Below are 17402 nucleotides of genomic sequence, written 5' to 3' on the forward strand. Positions count from 1 at the left end.
AGCGGCGCAGTGACTTGATCGGCAATTGCCTGCACTGATTATGTCTCCTCGTTGATTGGGCAGGTTCAGTCCTGCAGGTCATCTTCCGACGGCCCGACAGCCAGCGTGGCCAGGCGCGCATCGCTGAGCATGTCTTCAGGCGCACCGACTCCGCGCACGGTGCGGTTTATGAGCACCACATGATCCACATAGCGCCGCGCTCCGGGCATATCATGGGTGACCATGATAACGGTACGACCTGCTTTACGTTGGCCAGCCAGCACCTCCAGAATCAGTGCTTCACTGGGTGGGTCCACGCCTGCAAGAGGTTCATCCAACAGCAGGATATCTGCCGACTGGGCCAGGCAGCGGGCAAGCAGGACGCGTTTTTTCTGCCCGCCAGAAAGCGCACTGATATGCCGATCTGCAAAGCCCAGCATATCGACATCCGCCAACGCGGAACGCACGGCGTCAGTATGACGTGAATGCACAAAGCGGCCAGGTGTCAGTCGCCGCCACAAGGGATCTACACGCATGTGGCCAAAACGGCCGGTCATCACGGTATCCCACACGGAAATCGGAAAATCCCACTCAATGGCTTCACGCTGGGCCATATAGGCAATCCGTCCGGCGCGACGTGCTTGAAAAATATCCGCACCGAAGGCGCTGACGCGGCCCTTCAGCGGTGACATGCTACCGGTCAATACACGAAACAGGGTGGACTTCCCCGCACCGTTTGGCCCTACGATGGCTGTCCAGCGGCCACTCGGGAAATCCAGGTTGATATCACTGAGCACTGGCTGACGCTGGTAGGCGGCATAGACGCCCTCTACCCTGATCGCCGAATGATTGGCCATATCGCTGCTCATGTATCGCTGTCCGCCGTCAGATGCTTGCTTAACAACTGGGCGTTGTGGCGCATCATATCAATATAGCTGCTCGCCGGCCCATCAGTCTCGCCGAGTGAATCCACATACAGTGGTCCTGCCGCCGGAACACCGGTATCGCGGGCGATACTGCTGACGTGACGGTCAGAGATGGTGCTTTCCCAGAAAATGGCCCCGGGCTGACGTTCCATCACCAGATCAATGACTTCCATCAGTTGACGCGGCGCACCGGCAGATTCAGCATTATTGCCCCAGATACCGCTATGTTCGAAATCATAGGCCTCGGCAAAATAGATAAACGCCGCTTCGCTGGTTAACAGAAAGCGCTGCTCATCGGGAATCGAAGATAATGTCTCTGTGATGTCAGCATGCAGCGTCTCAAGCGTATCCTGCAGCGCCTCAGCGCGGCGATTGAAGCCTTCTGCACTGGAGGGCCGGGCCTCTATCAGGGCATCCGCAATCACCTCAACGTAAGCGGAGGCCGCGCGCGGATCCATCCACAGGTGCGGGTCGATATCGCCGCTCAGCTCACCGGTTACGATGCCACGGGTCGGATAGCCGGAAGCTTCTGCAACGCCCACCAAGGGCACATCGTCACGGGCGGCGGATTCTACCTGACCCATCCATTGTTCCAGTTGGTATCCGTTATAGAAGATAACATCGGCTTCTTCGATATCGGAAAAATTACCGGGCGTCAGCTCCCAGTCATGGACTTCCGCATTAATGGGTGTCAGCTGAGAAACCTCAGCATCATCACCTGCCACCTGCTCCACAAGGTCGCCCAGCACCGTAAACGTTACCGCGACGCGCAGTGGCGACGACGCATCAGAGGCCGCCTGAGCAAACGACGTGACCGATAATAAAAGCCCACCCAGCCAGTATTGGTAGTGTTTGGTCATGACAACTTTCCTTATACCATTCAGTTGAGGCGATCGATGACAACTTTAGCGCAATGATAAAGCCTTAGGCAAATAGTTTAGCCTAGACTAACAATTTTACTCCGTGCTAGGTTATCATTGTGGTTATTATCCCCTGCCATCGGCATTTTTTTACAAGCAGATGAGTCATGAACCAGCACACGCAGCCCACCGAAACGCCTATATCATTGGACAGCGGCGATGCCTTGCCGCCCGTCAAGCAACATGCGCGACAGTATGAAACGGTACGCGTTGCTCACGAAACCGAGCTGATTGAAGACTATGTGGAATTGATCGGCGACCTTATTGCCCATCGCGGTGAGGCTCGCGCGGCAGACATTGCCAGCCGAATGGGGGTCAGCCAGGCCACGGTTTCCAAGATGATCCGCCGCCTTAACGAACTGGGCCTGGTCACCAGTCAGCCCTATCGCTCGTTATTCCTGACAACGGCTGGCAAGGATATGGCCCGGATTTCCCGGGCACGCCACGATATTGTACTGAACTTCCTGCGCGCACTGGGGGTTGACGATACCACCGCCCGTATTGATGCCGAAGGAATGGAACATCACGTCAGCGATGAAACCCTTGACGTCATGCAGGCATTTATCCGCAAAACCTCAGATAATTCATAGCACTTACCAGACATTCCTGTGCGCTGAACATCTTGCACGCATCAACAGGCCCTAGGGCCCTGCTTGCAGTTTTTCGATCGCGCCCACCACTGCCTGACGATACCCGCCGCCGAACAGCAGTAAATGGTTAAGGAGCGGATAAAGCTGAAAAAGCGCTTCACGCGGCCCCCACCCAGCGGGAGGGCTGCCATTCCAGTAAGCGTCGAAAAAGGCATCTCCCGGTGAACCAAACAGCGTCAGCATGGCAATATCCACCTCCGGGTAATGCCGGTAGACGGCTGGATCGATAATGGCGGGCCCGCGCGGCGTATATAGTACGTTACCTGACCAGAGGTCACCGTGAACAAGGCTTGCGGGTACATCCTCCAACCAGGTTTCAAGGCTTTCTGCAATGGCTTCAACAGCCACTTTCAGACGCTTGTCCAACAGGCCTCGTTCGTAACAGGCCCGAGCAAGCGGCAACAGTCGCCGCTCGCGCTGAAAGACACGCCCATCAGGCAGTGGCTTGTTGGGCTGAGGCGTGCTGCCACAGGCGTTATCCCGGGGCCAACCGTGCGCCTCACCGGTATTGCCATGCAGCTTGCGTAGCCCTTCCCCCAATGCGGCCGCACGGCGTTGATGGGCTGGCGCCGCTTCCAGCGCTTCCATCACCAACCAAGCACCCTGCTGGCCCAGCACTTCAGGTACAATCAGGCCACTATTGGCCCTGGCCAGCGCCTGCAAACCTTCAGCCTCGCCCGCCAGACGCGCTGGAACATCGGATTTGACCACGACATCGCCCTGGTCGGTTGTCAGGCGGTAAACCGCTGCGATATCGCCACCGCTGAGTGGTAGAAGTGAGCCTCGTCCGGTCAGTCCTGCCGTTTCAAGCAATGCGTCAAGCGAATCCAGCATCGAGCATCTCCCGGTTGTGTGTGGCTCTCTGCCACATACCTTATACGATGTCACAACGCCACACAGTATCAAGCGCCTTGCCTCTCGATCATCAGGATGTCATTGTCTATGCCAACCTCTATAGTCACGGCCAGACCACGGGAATTCACCTTGTTCATTGCTCACCAGTGCTTACCCACCCGCCCCGCGAGAGCGCTATCTTCTTTTTGGATCAGGTTTGAACGGGATACGTCCATGCCTTTACAAGAGACGATGATACTGTCATGAAACCTGAGTCCATTGCTTTACAGAACCGGTTATTGCCGGGTGTTTCGCGCACGTTCGCCCTGACCATTCCCCAGCTGCCTGAATCCCTGCGCCCGGCTATCACCAACGCCTACCTGCTGTGCCGGATTGCTGACACCGTTGAAGACAGCACCGAGATGGCGCCACAGGACAAGGATATTCATTATCAGCGCCTGCTCGCGGGGCTGGATAACGCGGAAACTGCACAAGCGTTCGCCACTCGTTTGCTGGCGTCCGGCCTGATCATTGACCCCCTGGAACGAGAGCTTGTGGCAGAGACACCTAGCGTATTGCGCGCCTTTGGTGAGCTGCCACAGGAGCAACGAGCAGCGCTCAGGGACTGCCTGCACACCATGTGCCAGGGCATGGCCGAGTTTGAATACCTGAAATCCCCTTATGGGCTGGAGAGCAGCAGCTGCATGCGAGACTACTGTTATATCGTGGCAGGCTGCGTCGGTGAGATGCTTACCCGCCTGTTCGCTGACACTCACCCTCTGATTCATGCCCGGCAGGAAGAGATGCTGCGCCTGTCCGTTGCCTTCGGCCAGGGCCTGCAGATGACCAACATTCTGAAAGACGTCTGGGATGACCAGCAACGCGGCATCTGCTGGCTGCCGCGCGATGTGTTTGCCGCACGAGGTGTCGACCTGACACAGGCAGAGAACTGGCAGAACCACCCCGGCTATCGCGACGGTATTCGTTATCTGGTCGGCGTTGCCCACCACCATCTCCAGCTGGCACAGGACTATACGCTGCGCATACCGGCGTCAGAAGTCGGCATGCGGCGGTTCTGCAGTTGGTCAATCGGCATGGCACTATCAACGCTACGTAACATTGCGGCAACACCGGGGTATTCCAGCGGCCAGGAGGTCAAGATATCACGAAGGCGTATGCGCCTGATCATTGCCGCCTCCAACCTTGCTGTCAGCAATGACACCCTTTTGCGCGGCGTTTTCCGCTGGGGCCGCCATCGGCTACCTTACCTTCAGGCAGCCGATATTGGTGCCCTGCAAGCAGCGCCACGCCAGCACATGCAGCCAGCAAAGGGTTAGCCCCTGCATATCTGGTGCTGGACACCTGATCTCGGTTAACCTGTTTGCCATTACTTCAACAACCAAGGATGCGTGTTCATGTTGGGATTCCTGCAGGGGTTTTCCTATGGTCTGTTCATGACCTGTCTGCCCTGGTTGCTGATAGGGCTTTATAATCCCGGGCTGGCGCTTGCCGTTAAGACTCCCAACCGGTTACAGGTCATCCTGCGCTACTGCCTGGGCATTCCCTTCGTAAGCATCCTGCTATGGCTGACCTCCTTGTGGGGTGGCTTCAGCCCTAGCCTGATGGGGTGGCTGGCGGGCATTGTGGCCATTCCTGTTGCGCTGCCTGTTGAACGCACACTGCGGGGTTGGCTGGCACAGCGCCGTGAACGGCGCCACCGGCAACAGATGGACTCAGAGGCACGCAAGCAGCGTGCTCGGCAGGAACGCACGGCATCTGAAGCTGGCGTCAGAGTACTTGACCCGGACCACCCGCCTGAAAACGCCGACGAGCTGGTGTTGGCCATGTGTCAGGCCAAGCAGCGCCTGCTTGACGTTCAGCGGCCTGACCTGGCGGTTCTGCCTGACCGCCTGTACAGCCGCTACCGGCATGTCATGGAGGTGCTCGGGGAGCGTTTTCATAGCGGTGAACTGGCGTTTGAGCGTTCCCGCGGGCTGGTTAGCCAGGTGTGTTATGGCGCCATTGATACCTTGACTACCATGGCATCCCAGGCGCGCGGCGTGGTCAGCGTAGATGGCCACTATGTACGCGAACGCCTCTCCCGGGAGGGCCAACGCCTGAGCCATGAAGAACGCACTGCTCTGCAGCGGCGCCTGGATCTGCTCAACGAAACCGAGCAACGCCTGAAGGGGCTTACCGCGCAGATTGAATCGGCGCTGACCGTGCTAGACGATACCGCCGTTTCCATGGCGCAGATTGAAACAGCCCGCCCGCAGGCCTCAGTGACCACTGAACAGGCACTGGAAGATCTGCGCCTTTTTGTTGAAGGTGCAGACCGCTATGCCCGCAGAGAGTAACTCAAGGAGATGCCATGAACTCGTCAGCCGATGACAACCGCCGCCTTTCGCTGCCGCCGGTTGAAGACATTGCCGCCTCTGTGACCTCTGAATCTGCCGACAGTGACCCCGAGCTTGAGGCGATGGCAAACCGCTTCGTCACGGATATTCTCGCGGCAGGCGACCAGGAGGCACTGGCTCGTCAGCGTCAGGCCGTGGACGAGATGGGGCTGGAGTTACAGCAGCAGGCAGCCCACCGCAGCGCCATGCTGCAAACGCCGCTGCGCCAGCTGGCGCATCAGGGCGATGAAGGCGGCCCGGTAGCCAAGGCGCTGAACGACCTGCGCAGACGCATGGAAGGGTTGGACCCTTCCCGCCATCGTCTGACGCCAAGCGCCTTTGATCGGCTGGTGGCCATGATTCCCGGCCTTGATAGCCGGCTGCAGCGCTACTTCCGCAAGTTCGAGAACGCCCAGCAGGCGCTCGATGCCATCATCGAGGAACTGGAAAGCGGCCGTGACATCCTGTATCGCGATAACCTTACCCTGAGCGATGATCAGCAGGCCTTGAACAAGATACTGTCTGAACTGAATCGTCAGGTGGCGCTTGGCCGCCTGATCGACCAACGCCTGCAGGAGGAAATACGCTCCCTTGACGACGCGCCTTCCCAGCGTCAGTTTATCGAAGAGGAACTGCTCTTCCCCCTCCGTCAACGCGTTGTGGATCTTCAGCAACAGCAGGCCGTCAGCCAGCAGGGGGTGTTGGCGCTGGAAGTGATCATCCGTAATAACCGCGAACTGATACGCGGCGTGGACAGAGCCATTAATGTGACCGTCTCGGCGCTGACCGTGGCCGTCACCGTGGCCATGGGCATGGCCAACCAGCGCCTGGTACTGGACCGTATTGAAGCGCTGAACACCACTACCTCGCAGATGATAGGCGGCACGGCCAAGGCTCTGCGCCAGCAGGGCGTGGATATCCAGCAGCGCGCGTCATCGGCCATGCTGGACATGCAGGTGCTGGAGGAAGCCTTTGGTGACGTCATGGGGGCCATTGATGACCTGTCCCGCTACCGTCAGCAGGCTCTGCCCCAGCTTGATGAGCAGATCGACCGCCTGGCGGCTCTCTCCCGGCAGGGCGAGGCCGCTATCGAACGCCTCCAGGAAGGCAACCAGCTGCAGCCAGGTCGGGATCATTCCAGCGACTGAATTGCCAGAAAACACCCTTTCCCAGGCTTTCAGCCTGACGAATTTCGCACTGCAAGTACCAAATTGTAAAAATGATCATCGCGACAGCGCGCTTTATCTGGCAAACTTCGCTGCCGCGAGGAGGATCCTTCCTCGCCTTTGAACCTTATGCTCAGCGACAGCGCCACTGCGTGCCTTGCTTGTTGAGCGCTTGCGGAGAACGCATGAGCTTTTCTGAACTTGGTCTGCACGACGATTTACTCCGCGCGGTGACCGCGCAAGGCTATACCCGCCCCACCCCGATTCAGCAAAAGGCCATTCCGGTTGTCCTGGAAGGCCGTGACATGCTGGCCAGCGCCCAGACGGGCACCGGCAAGACCGCTGGCTTCACGCTGCCGATGCTGCAGCGCCTGGCCGGTGGTAAAAAGCCCGGCAAGCGCCAGGTAAGAGCCTTGGTACTGACCCCGACCCGCGAGCTTGCCGCTCAGGTCGGCGAAAGCGTCAGCGTGTATGGCCAGCATTTATCGCTGCGCTCGCACATTATCTTTGGCGGCGTGGGCCAACAGCCTCAGGTGGATGCACTCAAAGCCGGGCTTGATGTGCTGGTGGCCACCCCGGGCCGGCTGCTTGACCTGCACCAGCAGGGCCATGTGGATCTTTCCAGCGTCGAGATCCTGGTGCTGGATGAAGCCGATCGTATGCTCGACATGGGCTTTATCCACGATATCAAGCGGCTGTTACGTTTGGTGCCCAAAAAGCGCCAGAACCTGCTGTTCTCGGCGACCTTCTCCAATGAGATTCAGGCGTTGGCCCAGCAGTTGCTGGACAACCCGGCGTTGATCGAAGTGGCCCCGCGTAATACCACCGCTGAAAAAATCCTGCAGACGGTTTACCGGGTCGATCGCGACCAGAAACGCCACCTGTTGGCGCATCTGATTCAGCAACACGGCTGGTTCCAGGTGCTGGTGTTTACCCGCACCAAGCATGGCGCCAACCGCCTTGCCGAACAGCTTTCCAAGCAGGATATCCCGGCCATGGCGATTCACGGCAATAAAAGCCAGGGCGCCAGAACCCGGGCCTTGGGTGCGTTCAAAAGCGGTGACCTCCAGGTATTGGTCGCCACAGATATTGCGGCTCGCGGGCTGGATATTAACGAACTGCCCCATGTGGTCAATTTTGACTTACCCAATGTCGCCGAAGACTATGTGCACCGCATTGGCCGGACAGGCCGTGCCGGCAGCAACGGCGAAGCGGTATCCCTGGTCTGTGTTGATGAACACGGTTTGTTGAGCGGTATCGAACGCCTGATCAAGCAGAACCTGCCCAAACGCATTGAACCCGGCTTTGAACCTGACCCAACCATAAAACCCGAGCCCATCGAGAATGGCCGCCGTGGCCAGCAGCAACCTCGCGCCAAGCGGAAAACCGACGGCCAGGGCGCAAAACCTGGCGGCGAGCGCCGCCGCACGCGTCGCTAACCCGTCTGATCATGGGCCGTGTCATCTCTGTTGATACGGCCCCCTTACGATTCAGACCGCTGGGCCGTTCAGATCATCAAAAGATCCATAAACTTATTGACCGGATAGGCCTCAAGACGGGCAGGCGCCTTGCACAGTTCAAAAATCTCGTCCGAGCGCCCATGGGGAAACCGCGTGGCCAGATTACGCCTGAACTTTTTCTCCAGCTCCCTGATGCCTTCTTCACGCCGCCGCCGATGACCGATGGGATATTCAACCGCGACCTTGTCTGTGGCACTACCATCGTTGAAAAACACCTGAATGGCATTGGCAATCGAGCGTTTTTCCGGGTCGTGATAATCCCTGGAGTAGTTCTCGTCCTCAACCACCTCCATCCTGTCACGCAACTGATCAATGATGGGGTGGCTGGCATGGAAATCATCTTCGTAATGTTCAGCCACCAGATCGCCAAAGGCTAACGGCACGGCGGTCATATACTGCAGACAGTGATCCCGATCAGCAGGATTGGCCAAGGCCCCCGACTTGGAAATGATACGAATGGCAGAGTCATGGGTCGTCAGCACAATCCGGCTGATATCACCCAGGCGGTCGTTGACCTGAGGGTGCAAGATAACCGCTGCCTCACAGGCCGTCTGGGCGTGAAACTCGGCCGGAAAAGAGATCTTGAAAAGTATGTGCTCCATCACGTAGCTGCCAAAATCGCGCTGGAAGCTGAACCGGCGTGCCGATTCAGGTTTCAGTGCCAGATCTTTATTGGTCTGACTGAACAACACATCGTAGAAGCCCCACTGGGGCGCCGTCAGCGCGCCAGGAATGCCCATTTCGCCGCGCATGGCAATATCGGCAAGACGCACGCCACGCGACGTTGCATCACCCGCCGCCCAGCTCTTGCGCGACCCCGCGTTGGGGGCATGACGGTAAGTGCGCAAACTCTGGCCATCTACCCAGGCGTGTGAAAGGGCCGAGAGTAACTGCTCACGGTTGGCTCCCATCATTTTGGCCGTCACCGCCGTGGTCGCCACTTTTACCAGCACCACATGATCGAGACCTACGCGGTTAAAAGAATTGTCCAGCGCCAGGACCCCCTGGATTTCATGGGCCATGATCATGGCTTCCAGCACATCGCGCATGCTCAGCGGCTGGCCGCCTTCTGTCAGCTTCTTCTGGGAAAGGTGATCCGCCACCGCCAGGATACCGCCCAGATTATCGGAAGGATGCCCCCACTCCGCCGCCAGCCAGGTATCGTTATAATCCAGCCAGCGGATAATGGCGCCAATATCCCAGGCGGCTTTTACCGGGTCGAGCCTGAAAGAGGTACCGGGAACCCGAGCACCATTGGGTACCCGCGTTCCTTCGACCAGCGGCCCGAGATGCTTGGTGCATTCCGGAAAACGTAACGCCAGCAGTCCACAGCCCAGGGTGTCCATCAAACAGTTGCGGGCAGTGTCCCAGGCTTCACTACTGTTAATGCGATAGCCAAGCACGTAATCGGCGATTTTTTGTAGTTCGTCATCATAATCCGGGCGAACATTGGTTTCGACAGTCGCGCTCATCCTGTTAACTCCCTAGTATTTGAAAGTCGGCATTTAAAAATCGGCCTTTGAACATCAGTATCGGAACACGGCGTTTTGAAAGTTGACTTTTAATACCTGTCTTTCAGCGTAGCATCGTAATCAGCAGGGGTCATTGGTATGAATCTGTTCCAAGGGGTTCCATGATGGACGAAGTCACCAATCAGTTTTTGGCCAACAATCAGGCCACGATCAACCTGGCCATTGCCCTGCTGCTCGGCGCCATTATTGGCCTGGAGCGTGGCTGGGGCGCCAAGGAGCAGGCCTCAGGCGAGCGTATAGCCGGCATTAGAACCTTCGCCCTGATTGGTTTATTGGGGGGTGTTGCGGCGCTATTGGCCATGGACGTCACCGAGTGGGCCTTTCCGGTATTGCTGGTCAGCGTCGTTGCCTTTGCGCTTGTCGCCTTCCACGAACGGCTGGCACATATCCGCAATTTCAGCATCACTGGTGCGATCAGTATGGTGCTCACTTTCTGTTATGGCGCCATTGCGGTGGCCATTGATCCGGCAATTGCAACCGCCGCTGCCGTTGTGACGGCACTGATTCTGGACAACAAGCAGGAAATTCATGGCTTAGTCGACAAGTTACAGGAACACGAGTTGGATGCAGCGCTGAAGCTACTGGCCATCTCGGTGGTCATGCTGCCTTTGCTACCCAGTCAGGACCTGGGCCCGGGAGGCGTGCTCAACCCGCGTGAAATCTGGTGGATGGTGGTGCTGATCGCCTCGGTGTCTTTCGTTGGCTATTTTGCGATCCGCCTGGCAGGTACCCGCAAGGGAATTCTGTTTACCAGCCTGTTTGCTGGCTTGAGTTCCTCGACTGCCTTGACGCTTCACTATGCCAGACAATCCAGGCAGTCACCGGATATCAATCCACAGTTTGCCTGCGGTATCCTGATCGCCTGCGGCACCATGTTCCCGCGCATCCTGATCTATTGTGCGTTAATCAGCCCGGCGCTATTGCCACGGCTTGTCTGGCCAGTGCTGGTGATGACCCTGCTGCTCTATGTGCCTGCCTTCATCATCTGGCGGCGCTACGCCGGGCGTCTCAACGTCAGCCGACCAGAGCTGACCCAGAACCCGCTGGATCTGAAAACAGCCCTGTTGTTCGGGCTGCTTCTGGTGGGAATCCTGCTGCTGGGTGAGTTTTTGCAGACCTGGCTCGGCGAGTTGGGCATTTATATGCTGGCGACGACATCGGGTATCGCCGACGTCGATGCCATCACCCTTTCACTGACCCGAATGTCACAGGATTCCCTGGCCCAGCAGACAGCGGTGGTGGGTATAGTGATCGCTGCAGCCACCAATAATCTGGTCAAATCCGGCATTGCCTGGGCGGTCGGCCAGAAAGCGCTGGGTATCAAGGTGGCCGGCCCCATGCTGATGTCCCTGGCTGCCGGGCTGACAGTCGCCTGGGTACAGTAAAGCAGCGACCGTTAGTGGCCAGAACTCTCCGGGCGCATCTGACGCTGAATGCCCAACAAAAAGTTCCGCAGGATCTGGTCTTTGCACTCCCGGTAGTTCTTATGGCTGGGTTTCCGGAAAAAGGCACTGAGTTCATGGTGGCTCAAAGGCAAGTCCACCTGCTCAAACACAGCCAGAATATCGTCAGCTTTAAGGTTCAGCGCAATGCGCAGCTTCTGAAACACCATATTGTTAGTTAAATGTGTTTCCGGCTTGGGGGCAGCGCCTTCCCGTTTGCCGCGTCTGAAACTGATAAAGCCGTTAAGAAACGCGGCCAGCTCTCTGTCTTTCATGGTAATGAAGTCATCATCCTCTTCTTTTTTCAACCAGGCAGCCACCTGTGCTGCCGTTACCTGGTAGTCGGCAAGCGCGAAGATATCCACCATGGTGTTATCCTTGATATCAAAGGCATAGCGGATACGGCGGAGAATGTCGTTATTGGTCAAAATGCGGTTCCTGGCCTTGGGTTAACTGATTAAGTAAGTCATCTATTTCTGCTTTCAGGTCATTATCTTCGATCTTTTGCGCACTGGCTTTGGCCTGCTGGAGGCTTTGAATGGCAGCTGCTGGTTGACCTGTTTCTACCTGCAAGGTGGCCATGGAGAAACCGATTGAAGCGATATGGTCTTTCGATGCCTTTTCAACGGCTTTATCCAGCGCTTTCTGATAGATCACCAGCGCCTCATCCAACGCTTCGGTAAAGTCAGCCAGAGTTTCCCACTGTTCCGGGTGATCTTTCTCGCTATCTTCGTTGGCAACGCAAAGCGCTTTAAGCTCTGCATAAAGCGCATCAAAGGACGCTCGATCATCCTTGGCAGCGGCTTTCATCAGCTTTTCAGCCAGCTCATACACCGCCTTGTAGACTTTGGTATTAATCATTCACTGCTCTCTGTGACACCTTGACGCTTATTGATTTAACCATGGACAACCCAGGATCAGGCCGCTGCTTTTGACTCAACAGACCCTAGAATATCAGATGTAGACCGTCAGGACGCATTCTATCCCTGCCGTCGTTCACATAATGCCTGGCTATACCTGCGCATGGATAGGCTGTTAATCTATTGATTATCATGATTTAACATCAGGTGAGTTATGCTTTATTCGCTATTGGCTCTATTAGTGTCTCTACTGCTGGTGGCTGCGACAGCTTCGACGGGCGCACGCTTTCGCCCGGATGAGTGGTACCGCCAACTGCAAAAACCTGGCTGGACACCCCCTGATATCGTTTTCCCGATTGCCTGGGGAATACTTTATTTACTGATGGCTATTGCGGCGTGGCGTATCTATATGGCCGAAGACTCCCCGTTCCGCACGGCAAGCCTGGCCGTGTATGGTTTTCAGCTGATCACCAATGCTGCCTGGTCGTGGTTATTCTTTGGACGCAAGCAGATAGCGGCCGCGCTGGTGGATATCGCACTGCTTCTGGGGTTGCTGACGCTGGCCATTGTGCTGTTTGCCAATGTCAGTGTACTGGCTGCCTCGCTCATGGTGCCCTATTGGCTTTGGGTACTGCTTGCCTTAACGCTGAATGCCAGCGTCTTGCTGTTGAACCGTGGTCAAGGACAAAGTTGAATCCATGATCACATCCCACTGGATACTCGGCCCCGGGGCCATTGGCCGCCTGTTGGCGCATTCTTTGGCCCCTTTGGCCCATCTCTGCGTTGTAAGCCGCCGCCCCCTTCCCATACAGCAGATACTCACCACGCCAGAGGGCGAGCAAAAGGTGCAACGCCTTGACATCCTCACAGTGGAAAAGCTGGCTGAACAGGCGCCCGTCGCGCCGGATGCTGTGCATATTACCACCAAGGCGATGGCAGCAGAGGCAGCGCTGGCCAGCCTGGCCGAGCGCCTTCCTGCCACCACGCCGCTGGTACTGTGGCAGAACGGTTTTCTGACTCAGCCACGGATTACCCGAACGTGGGCAGGCCCAGTGCTATGCGCGACCACTACTCAGGGTGCCTACCTGACCGGCGATGATGGTGTGGTTCACGCTGGGCGCGGCCCTACCTTTATCGGTGACCTGAATAACCGGCACGGCGTACTGGCAACACTCCTGGCCCAACAGTTGACCCAGGCAGGGTTTGAAACCACTGCCGTTGCCGACATTCACCAACGCCTATGGCAGAAGCTGGCCGTGAATGCGGCGATCAACCCACTGGTGGCGTTACATGGCATACGCAACGGCGAGCTTCGCAACGCATCCTATCAAGGCCAGGCCAATGCGGTCATCAAAGAGGTGGCGGCCATCATGCAGGCCGAAGGCATTCAGCCGCCAGGCGGCGGCCAGGGCGAAACGAACTGGCTGGCGCTGGTCTGGCAGGTGGTGGAGAATACCGCCGGCAACAAAGCCTCCATGCTGCAGGATCTGGAGGCGGGGCGCCCCACCGAGCGCAAAGCGATACTTGGCCCTTTGATGCAAAGTGCCGCGCAGCATGGATTGACGTGCAAAAACCTCGAACAGCTGGATGACCAACTGGCAAGCGAAGAAGGTGCCATTCACCAGCGCCGTCTGTAATCAGCAAAGCCGGATAAATGAGTCTTTTGATGGAAGCATGATGAACCAGACGGGTGGCTTGCTTCGCCAAGCCACCCCGCGATGCACTTTACGCTTCTCGCCATTCAGGCGTCACCATCCTTGTAGAACTCCATCAGGCTGGAGAAATCCTTGCTGCCATTGCCCTTGGCGCGGTGAAGGGTAAACAGAGAGCGCGCAGCAGACCCCATGGGTACCGGTGAGCCACTGAGCTGGCTGACATCCATGGCAAGCCCCAGGTCCTTGAACATCAGGTCCACCATAAAGCCGCCCTGATAGCCATTCGAGGCCGGCGCATTTTCCATCACGCCCGGATAGGGGTTATAGACGTTAAGCGCCCAGTTTCCGCCGGAGCTCTGCTTCATGATTTCTGACAATACCGCTGGATCAAGACCGTTCTTGACCCCCATATTGATCGCTTCACAGGTGCCTGCCATCAGAATTGACAGCAGCATGTTGTTACATACCTTGGCCACCTGCCCAGCGCCATGATCACCGGCATGAAAGATATTCTTGCCCATGGCCTCAAGCACTGGCTTGGCCTGGGCAAACTGCGCCTCGCTGCCACCGACGATAAAGGTCAGCGTACCGGCCTTGGCACCGCCGACGCCCCCGGAGACCGGTGCATCCACAAAACCGACGCCTTTTTCAGTGCCAGCCGCGGCCACTTCACGGGCGGTATCCGCGTCGATGGTCGAACAGTCAATGGCCAATGCGCCTTTGTCCATACCATCAAATAGCGGTGCTGCGCCATCGACATAGAGCCCACGAACGTGCTTGCCGGCAGGCAGCATCGAAATCACCACGTCAGCACCGCTGGCCGCTTCCAGGGCAGAGTCAACCACATGGCAGCCCTGCTCACTGGCTATATCCAGTGCCCGATCAGACAGGTCAAAGGCACGCACCTCAAAACCGGCCTTGGCCAGGTTGGCCGCCATGGGCCCACCCATATTACCCAGACCGATAAAAGCAACTGTCGTCATCTTGTTATCCTTGTATGCGTTTCGTTGATCAAAAAAAACGTCCTAGCCCAGGTCATCCAGAGGATTGTCTGTCCAGGGTGGCGTCAGCAAACCGTCAATAAAGCTGTCTTCTACTGAGGTAACATCCGGATAAGTCCACTGTGGCTGGTTATCCTTATCGACCAGTAACGCCCGCACACCCTCCGGGAATTCGCGGTGGCGACAGCACTGCACTGAAAGCGCCAGCTCAGCCTGGAAGACCTGCGCCAATGACATATGCTTGGCGCGTTTGAGCAGCTCATCAATCAGCTTGACTGAAACAGGACTGCCATGCGCGAGCGTTTTCTGAGCTTTCTGGAACCACTTATCGTCGCTTTCAACCGCCAGAATAGCGCCGACTGCCTGCTCGATGGTGTCATGATCCATCAACTTGCGAATCAGAGAACCAAACCTGTATACCGGTGAGTCCAGCTCGGCAAACGCGGGTTGGGAGTCGCGCTCAAGCTGTCGAAGAACGCGATTCACAACGCCCTGGGCATCAATGCTGTCTTCATTGCTCCACTGCGCCTGGGTTAACTGTTCGACCAGAGTGTCGCGTCTATCGCTGGCAATCAGCCGATCAGCCAGGCCCAGATGGTGGGCATCAAGCGCATTGATCTGACTACCGGTAATGGCCAGGAAACGCCCGGTGCCGTTGGAGAGACGATTAAGAAACCAGCTGGCACCCACATCCGGGTAGAGGCCAATGGTGACCTCTGGCATCGCCAGGCGCGAGGTTTCGGTAACTATACGGTGACTGCTGCCACTTAACAGCCCCATCCCCCCGCCCATGACGAAACCATTGCCCCAGCAGATAATGGGCTTGGTGTAGGTATGCAGGCGATAATCCAGACGATATTCCCGATCAAAAAATCGCTGTGGAAACGCCGGGTCCCCATCACCGATGATCGCCTTGTAAAGATTGACCACATCGCCGCCCGCGCAGAACGCCTTTTCGCCGGCGCTATCAAGCAGAATGGCGACTACCTGCTCATTGCTTTCCCAATCGTTGAGTTGCGGCAGGATTTCCTCAATCATTTCCAGGGTCAGCGCGTTCAGGCTGCGCTCTGCGTTGAGGCATATCTCGGCAACGATATGACCATCCCGGGTCGGGTGTTCTCTGAAAATCACACTGCTCATAGGCACTCCTGTTAGCTCGTCTATCCGTTTGACTGACCTTGACCAGCCTATAGTTCAGCGGCGTTATCAGCCAACACACGGCGGGAAATGATCAACCGCATGATTTCATTGGTGCCTTCCAGTATGCGGTGAACCCGCGTATCACGCACATAGCGCTCCATCGGGTATTCCTTGATGTAGCCATAGCCACCGTATAGCTGTAGAGCTTCATCGCATACATTGAAGCCAATGTCCGTGGCGTAGCGTTTAGCCATGGCACAGTACACCCCCGCGTCCGGCGTACCGGCATCCAGCTTGGCAGCAGCCATGCGCACCATCAGACGCGCCGCCACCAACTCGGTGACCATATCCGCAATACGGAACTGCAGCGCCTGAAAATCCGCCAGATGCTTGCCAAATTGCTTACGCTCAAGCATGTGCTCCCTGGCCTTGTTGATAGCCTGCTGTGCCGTACCGATCGAACAGGTCGCAATGTTGATCCGCCCGCCATCCAACCCTTTCATGGCTATTTTGAAACCATCACCCTCGTCACCCAGCATATTGCTCTCTGGTACACGTACATCTTCAAAGATGACCATCCGGGTGGGCTGGCTGTTCCAGCCCATCTTTTCCTCCTTGCGTCCGTAGCTGATACCGGCGCTCTTGGCATCCACGGCAAAGGCGGAAACACCTCCGGGACCCTCGCCGCCGGTACGCGCCATCACCACCAGAAAATCGGTGCTACCGGCGCCGGAGATGAACACCTTGCTGCCATTGAGGACAAACTCATCGCCATCACGCTTGGCGGTGGTTTTCAAAGAGGCCGCATCAGAGCCCGCATTGGGTTCGGTCAGGCAGTAGGAGCCCAGCAGCTCCCCGGTTGCCAGTTTCTCACCCCATTGCTCTACCACTTCAGGCTTGCCGAAGTCCGCCAGCATCCAGGTCACCATGTTATGGATCGTCAGATACGCGGTGGTTGACGTGCAACCCATGGAGAGCTGCTCAAAGATGATGCTGGCATCCAGCCGCGATAACCCCAGACCACCGACGTTTTCTGGCGCATAGAGTGAGCAGAAACCCAGCTCGCCGGCCTTGCGGATCACATCGACAGGAAAAATAGCGTCCTGATCCCACTTGGCAGCATGGGGTTCCAGTTCGTTTTGCGCGAAATTGCGCGCCATATCGGCGAAGGCTATCTGATCTTCGTTGAGCTCAAAATTCATGAGGTTCTCCACTTGGTCAGCCAGGGGCTGATAGCTTGCTGTTATGGTTATTGATAGTCTTGAACAGGTAAACCAGCCGCCGCTGGCTCATTGACGTTTACGTTAACTTACTATCTCACACCCCCGCAGGCAATGACTTGCCTAATGCGACTTTTGGCTAGAGTCTGTTGAGGTCATGC

16 protein-coding genes and 1 pseudogene are annotated in these 17402 nt (G+C 57.0%); 8 read left to right on the forward strand and 9 right to left on the reverse strand.

Translation table 11 applies throughout. The features are described 5' to 3' along the window. Positions 1-65: 65 nt before the first annotated feature. Both LL947_RS07935 and LL947_RS07940 read right to left on the reverse strand, forming a co-directional pair. Positions 66-836: a metal ABC transporter ATP-binding protein gene (locus tag LL947_RS07935; protein ID WP_404413369.1), complete on the reverse strand. Its 771-nt coding sequence runs from the start codon at positions 834-836 to the stop codon at positions 66-68. A gap of 8 nt (positions 837-844) precedes the next feature. Next, positions 845-1765: a metal ABC transporter solute-binding protein, Zn/Mn family gene (locus LL947_RS07940; RefSeq protein WP_290821625.1), complete on the reverse strand. Its 921-nt coding sequence runs from the start codon at positions 1763-1765 to the stop codon at positions 845-847. 167 nt (positions 1766-1932) lie between these two features. Between LL947_RS07940 and mntR the strand changes: the two genes are divergently transcribed. Next, positions 1933-2415 carry a manganese-binding transcriptional regulator MntR gene (gene mntR, locus LL947_RS07945; protein ID WP_290821628.1) on the forward strand — a complete coding sequence of 161 codons (483 nt, stop codon included), beginning with the start codon at positions 1933-1935 and terminating at the stop codon, positions 2413-2415. Between the two features lie 51 nt (positions 2416-2466). Here the strand turns inward: mntR and LL947_RS07950 are convergent, their stop codons facing one another. After that, the gene (locus tag LL947_RS07950; RefSeq protein WP_499832878.1) at positions 2467-3309 is read right to left on the reverse strand and encodes a fructosamine kinase family protein; all 843 of its coding nucleotides are present in this window, start codon (positions 3307-3309) and stop codon (positions 2467-2469) included. A 263-nt stretch (positions 3310-3572) separates the two neighbouring features. Here LL947_RS07950 and LL947_RS07955 point away from each other — a divergent pair, with 263 nt between their 5' ends. The 4 genes from LL947_RS07955 to LL947_RS07970 all read left to right on the forward strand — a co-directional run bounded on the left by LL947_RS07955 (position 3573) and on the right by LL947_RS07970 (position 8310). Continuing rightward, a complete protein-coding gene (locus LL947_RS07955; RefSeq protein WP_499832879.1) occupies positions 3573-4646 on the forward strand; it encodes a phytoene/squalene synthase family protein in 1074 nt (357 codons plus the stop codon). 78 nt (positions 4647-4724) lie between these two features. Then, a complete protein-coding gene (locus tag LL947_RS07960; RefSeq protein WP_499832880.1) occupies positions 4725-5666 on the forward strand; it encodes a cobyrinic acid a,c-diamide synthase in 942 nt (313 codons plus the stop codon). A gap of 14 nt (positions 5667-5680) precedes the next feature. Then, positions 5681-6853: a toxic anion resistance protein gene (locus LL947_RS07965; RefSeq protein ID WP_499832881.1), complete on the forward strand. Its 1173-nt coding sequence runs from the start codon at positions 5681-5683 to the stop codon at positions 6851-6853. A gap of 203 nt (positions 6854-7056) precedes the next feature. Then, the gene (locus tag LL947_RS07970) at positions 7057-8310 is read left to right on the forward strand and encodes a DEAD/DEAH box helicase (protein WP_404413375.1); all 1254 of its coding nucleotides are present in this window, start codon (positions 7057-7059) and stop codon (positions 8308-8310) included. Positions 8311-8378: 68 nt separating this feature from the next. Here the strand turns inward: LL947_RS07970 and LL947_RS07975 are convergent, their stop codons facing one another. Beyond that, entirely contained in the window at positions 8379-9863 is a 1485-nt protein-coding gene (locus LL947_RS07975) for a bifunctional 2-methylcitrate dehydratase/aconitate hydratase (protein ID WP_499832882.1), read from the reverse strand. A gap of 161 nt (positions 9864-10024) precedes the next feature. Between LL947_RS07975 and LL947_RS07980 the strand changes: the two genes are divergently transcribed. Further along, positions 10025-11308 (forward strand): MgtC/SapB family protein, encoded by a 1284-nt coding sequence (locus LL947_RS07980; RefSeq protein ID WP_499832883.1) that lies wholly within the window; start codon positions 10025-10027, stop codon positions 11306-11308. Positions 11309-11319: 11 nt separating this feature from the next. Here the strand turns inward: LL947_RS07980 and LL947_RS07985 are convergent, their stop codons facing one another. After that, positions 11320-11793 carry a YehS family protein gene (locus LL947_RS07985; protein ID WP_499832884.1) on the reverse strand — a complete coding sequence of 158 codons (474 nt, stop codon included), beginning with the start codon at positions 11791-11793 and terminating at the stop codon, positions 11320-11322. Further along, positions 11783-12226 carry a tetratricopeptide repeat protein gene (locus tag LL947_RS07990; RefSeq protein WP_290821646.1) on the reverse strand — a complete coding sequence of 148 codons (444 nt, stop codon included), beginning with the start codon at positions 12224-12226 and terminating at the stop codon, positions 11783-11785. The genes LL947_RS07985 and LL947_RS07990 overlap by 11 nt, the downstream gene beginning before the upstream one ends. A gap of 213 nt (positions 12227-12439) precedes the next feature. On the opposite strand from LL947_RS07990, the gene LL947_RS07995 reads away from it, so the two are divergent. Beyond that, entirely contained in the window at positions 12440-12919 is a 480-nt protein-coding gene (locus tag LL947_RS07995; protein ID WP_499832885.1) for a TspO/MBR family protein, read from the forward strand. A 4-nt stretch (positions 12920-12923) separates the two neighbouring features. Further along, on the forward strand, positions 12924-13862 hold the full coding sequence (locus tag LL947_RS08000) for a ketopantoate reductase family protein (protein ID WP_499832886.1): 939 nt from the start codon (positions 12924-12926) through the stop codon (positions 13860-13862). A gap of 104 nt (positions 13863-13966) precedes the next feature. On the opposite strand, the pseudogene mmsB reads toward LL947_RS08000, so the two are convergent. From mmsB to LL947_RS08015, 3 genes and pseudogenes are all read right to left on the reverse strand, one after another. Beyond that, a pseudogene (mmsB, locus tag LL947_RS08005) lies at positions 13967-14875 on the reverse strand (3-hydroxyisobutyrate dehydrogenase); the annotation flags it as partial. 30 nt (positions 14876-14905) lie between these two features. Further along, complete coding sequence (locus tag LL947_RS08010) at positions 14906-16021, reverse strand: enoyl-CoA hydratase/isomerase family protein (protein ID WP_499832887.1); 1116 nt, start codon at positions 16019-16021, stop codon at positions 14906-14908. Positions 16022-16068: 47 nt separating this feature from the next. Next, positions 16069-17223 (reverse strand): acyl-CoA dehydrogenase family protein, encoded by a 1155-nt coding sequence (locus LL947_RS08015; RefSeq protein WP_290821654.1) that lies wholly within the window; start codon positions 17221-17223, stop codon positions 16069-16071. Positions 17224-17402: the final 179 nt, after the last annotated feature.

This window comes from Halomonas sp. BLK-85 (assembly GCF_044792155.1).
Taxonomy (GTDB): domain Bacteria; phylum Pseudomonadota; class Gammaproteobacteria; order Pseudomonadales; family Halomonadaceae; genus Vreelandella.

Excerpts from the sequence above, each read along its gene's own strand:
- LL947_RS07935 (WP_404413369.1), bottom strand. The coding sequence starts at position 836 with ATGGCCAATCATTCGGCGATCAGGGTAGAGGGCGTCTATGCCGCCTAC.
- LL947_RS07940 (WP_290821625.1), bottom strand. The coding sequence starts at position 1,765 with ATGACCAAACACTACCAATACTGGCTGGGTGGGCTTTTATTATCGGTC.
- mntR (WP_290821628.1), top strand. The coding sequence starts at position 1,933 with ATGAACCAGCACACGCAGCCCACCGAAACGCCTATATCATTGGACAGC.
- LL947_RS07950 (WP_499832878.1), bottom strand. The coding sequence starts at position 3,309 with ATGCTGGATTCGCTTGACGCATTGCTTGAAACGGCAGGACTGACCGGA.
- LL947_RS07955 (WP_499832879.1), top strand. The coding sequence starts at position 3,573 with ATGAAACCTGAGTCCATTGCTTTACAGAACCGGTTATTGCCGGGTGTT.
- LL947_RS07960 (WP_499832880.1), top strand. The coding sequence starts at position 4,725 with ATGTTGGGATTCCTGCAGGGGTTTTCCTATGGTCTGTTCATGACCTGT.
- LL947_RS07965 (WP_499832881.1), top strand. The coding sequence starts at position 5,681 with ATGAACTCGTCAGCCGATGACAACCGCCGCCTTTCGCTGCCGCCGGTT.
- LL947_RS07970 (WP_404413375.1), top strand. The coding sequence starts at position 7,057 with ATGAGCTTTTCTGAACTTGGTCTGCACGACGATTTACTCCGCGCGGTG.
- LL947_RS07975 (WP_499832882.1), bottom strand. The coding sequence starts at position 9,863 with ATGAGCGCGACTGTCGAAACCAATGTTCGCCCGGATTATGATGACGAA.
- LL947_RS07980 (WP_499832883.1), top strand. The coding sequence starts at position 10,025 with ATGATGGACGAAGTCACCAATCAGTTTTTGGCCAACAATCAGGCCACG.
- LL947_RS07990 (WP_290821646.1), bottom strand. The coding sequence starts at position 12,226 with ATGATTAATACCAAAGTCTACAAGGCGGTGTATGAGCTGGCTGAAAAG.
- LL947_RS07995 (WP_499832885.1), top strand. The coding sequence starts at position 12,440 with ATGCTTTATTCGCTATTGGCTCTATTAGTGTCTCTACTGCTGGTGGCT.
- LL947_RS08000 (WP_499832886.1), top strand. The coding sequence starts at position 12,924 with ATGATCACATCCCACTGGATACTCGGCCCCGGGGCCATTGGCCGCCTG.
- LL947_RS08010 (WP_499832887.1), bottom strand. The coding sequence starts at position 16,021 with ATGAGCAGTGTGATTTTCAGAGAACACCCGACCCGGGATGGTCATATC.
- LL947_RS08015 (WP_290821654.1), bottom strand. The coding sequence starts at position 17,223 with ATGAATTTTGAGCTCAACGAAGATCAGATAGCCTTCGCCGATATGGCG.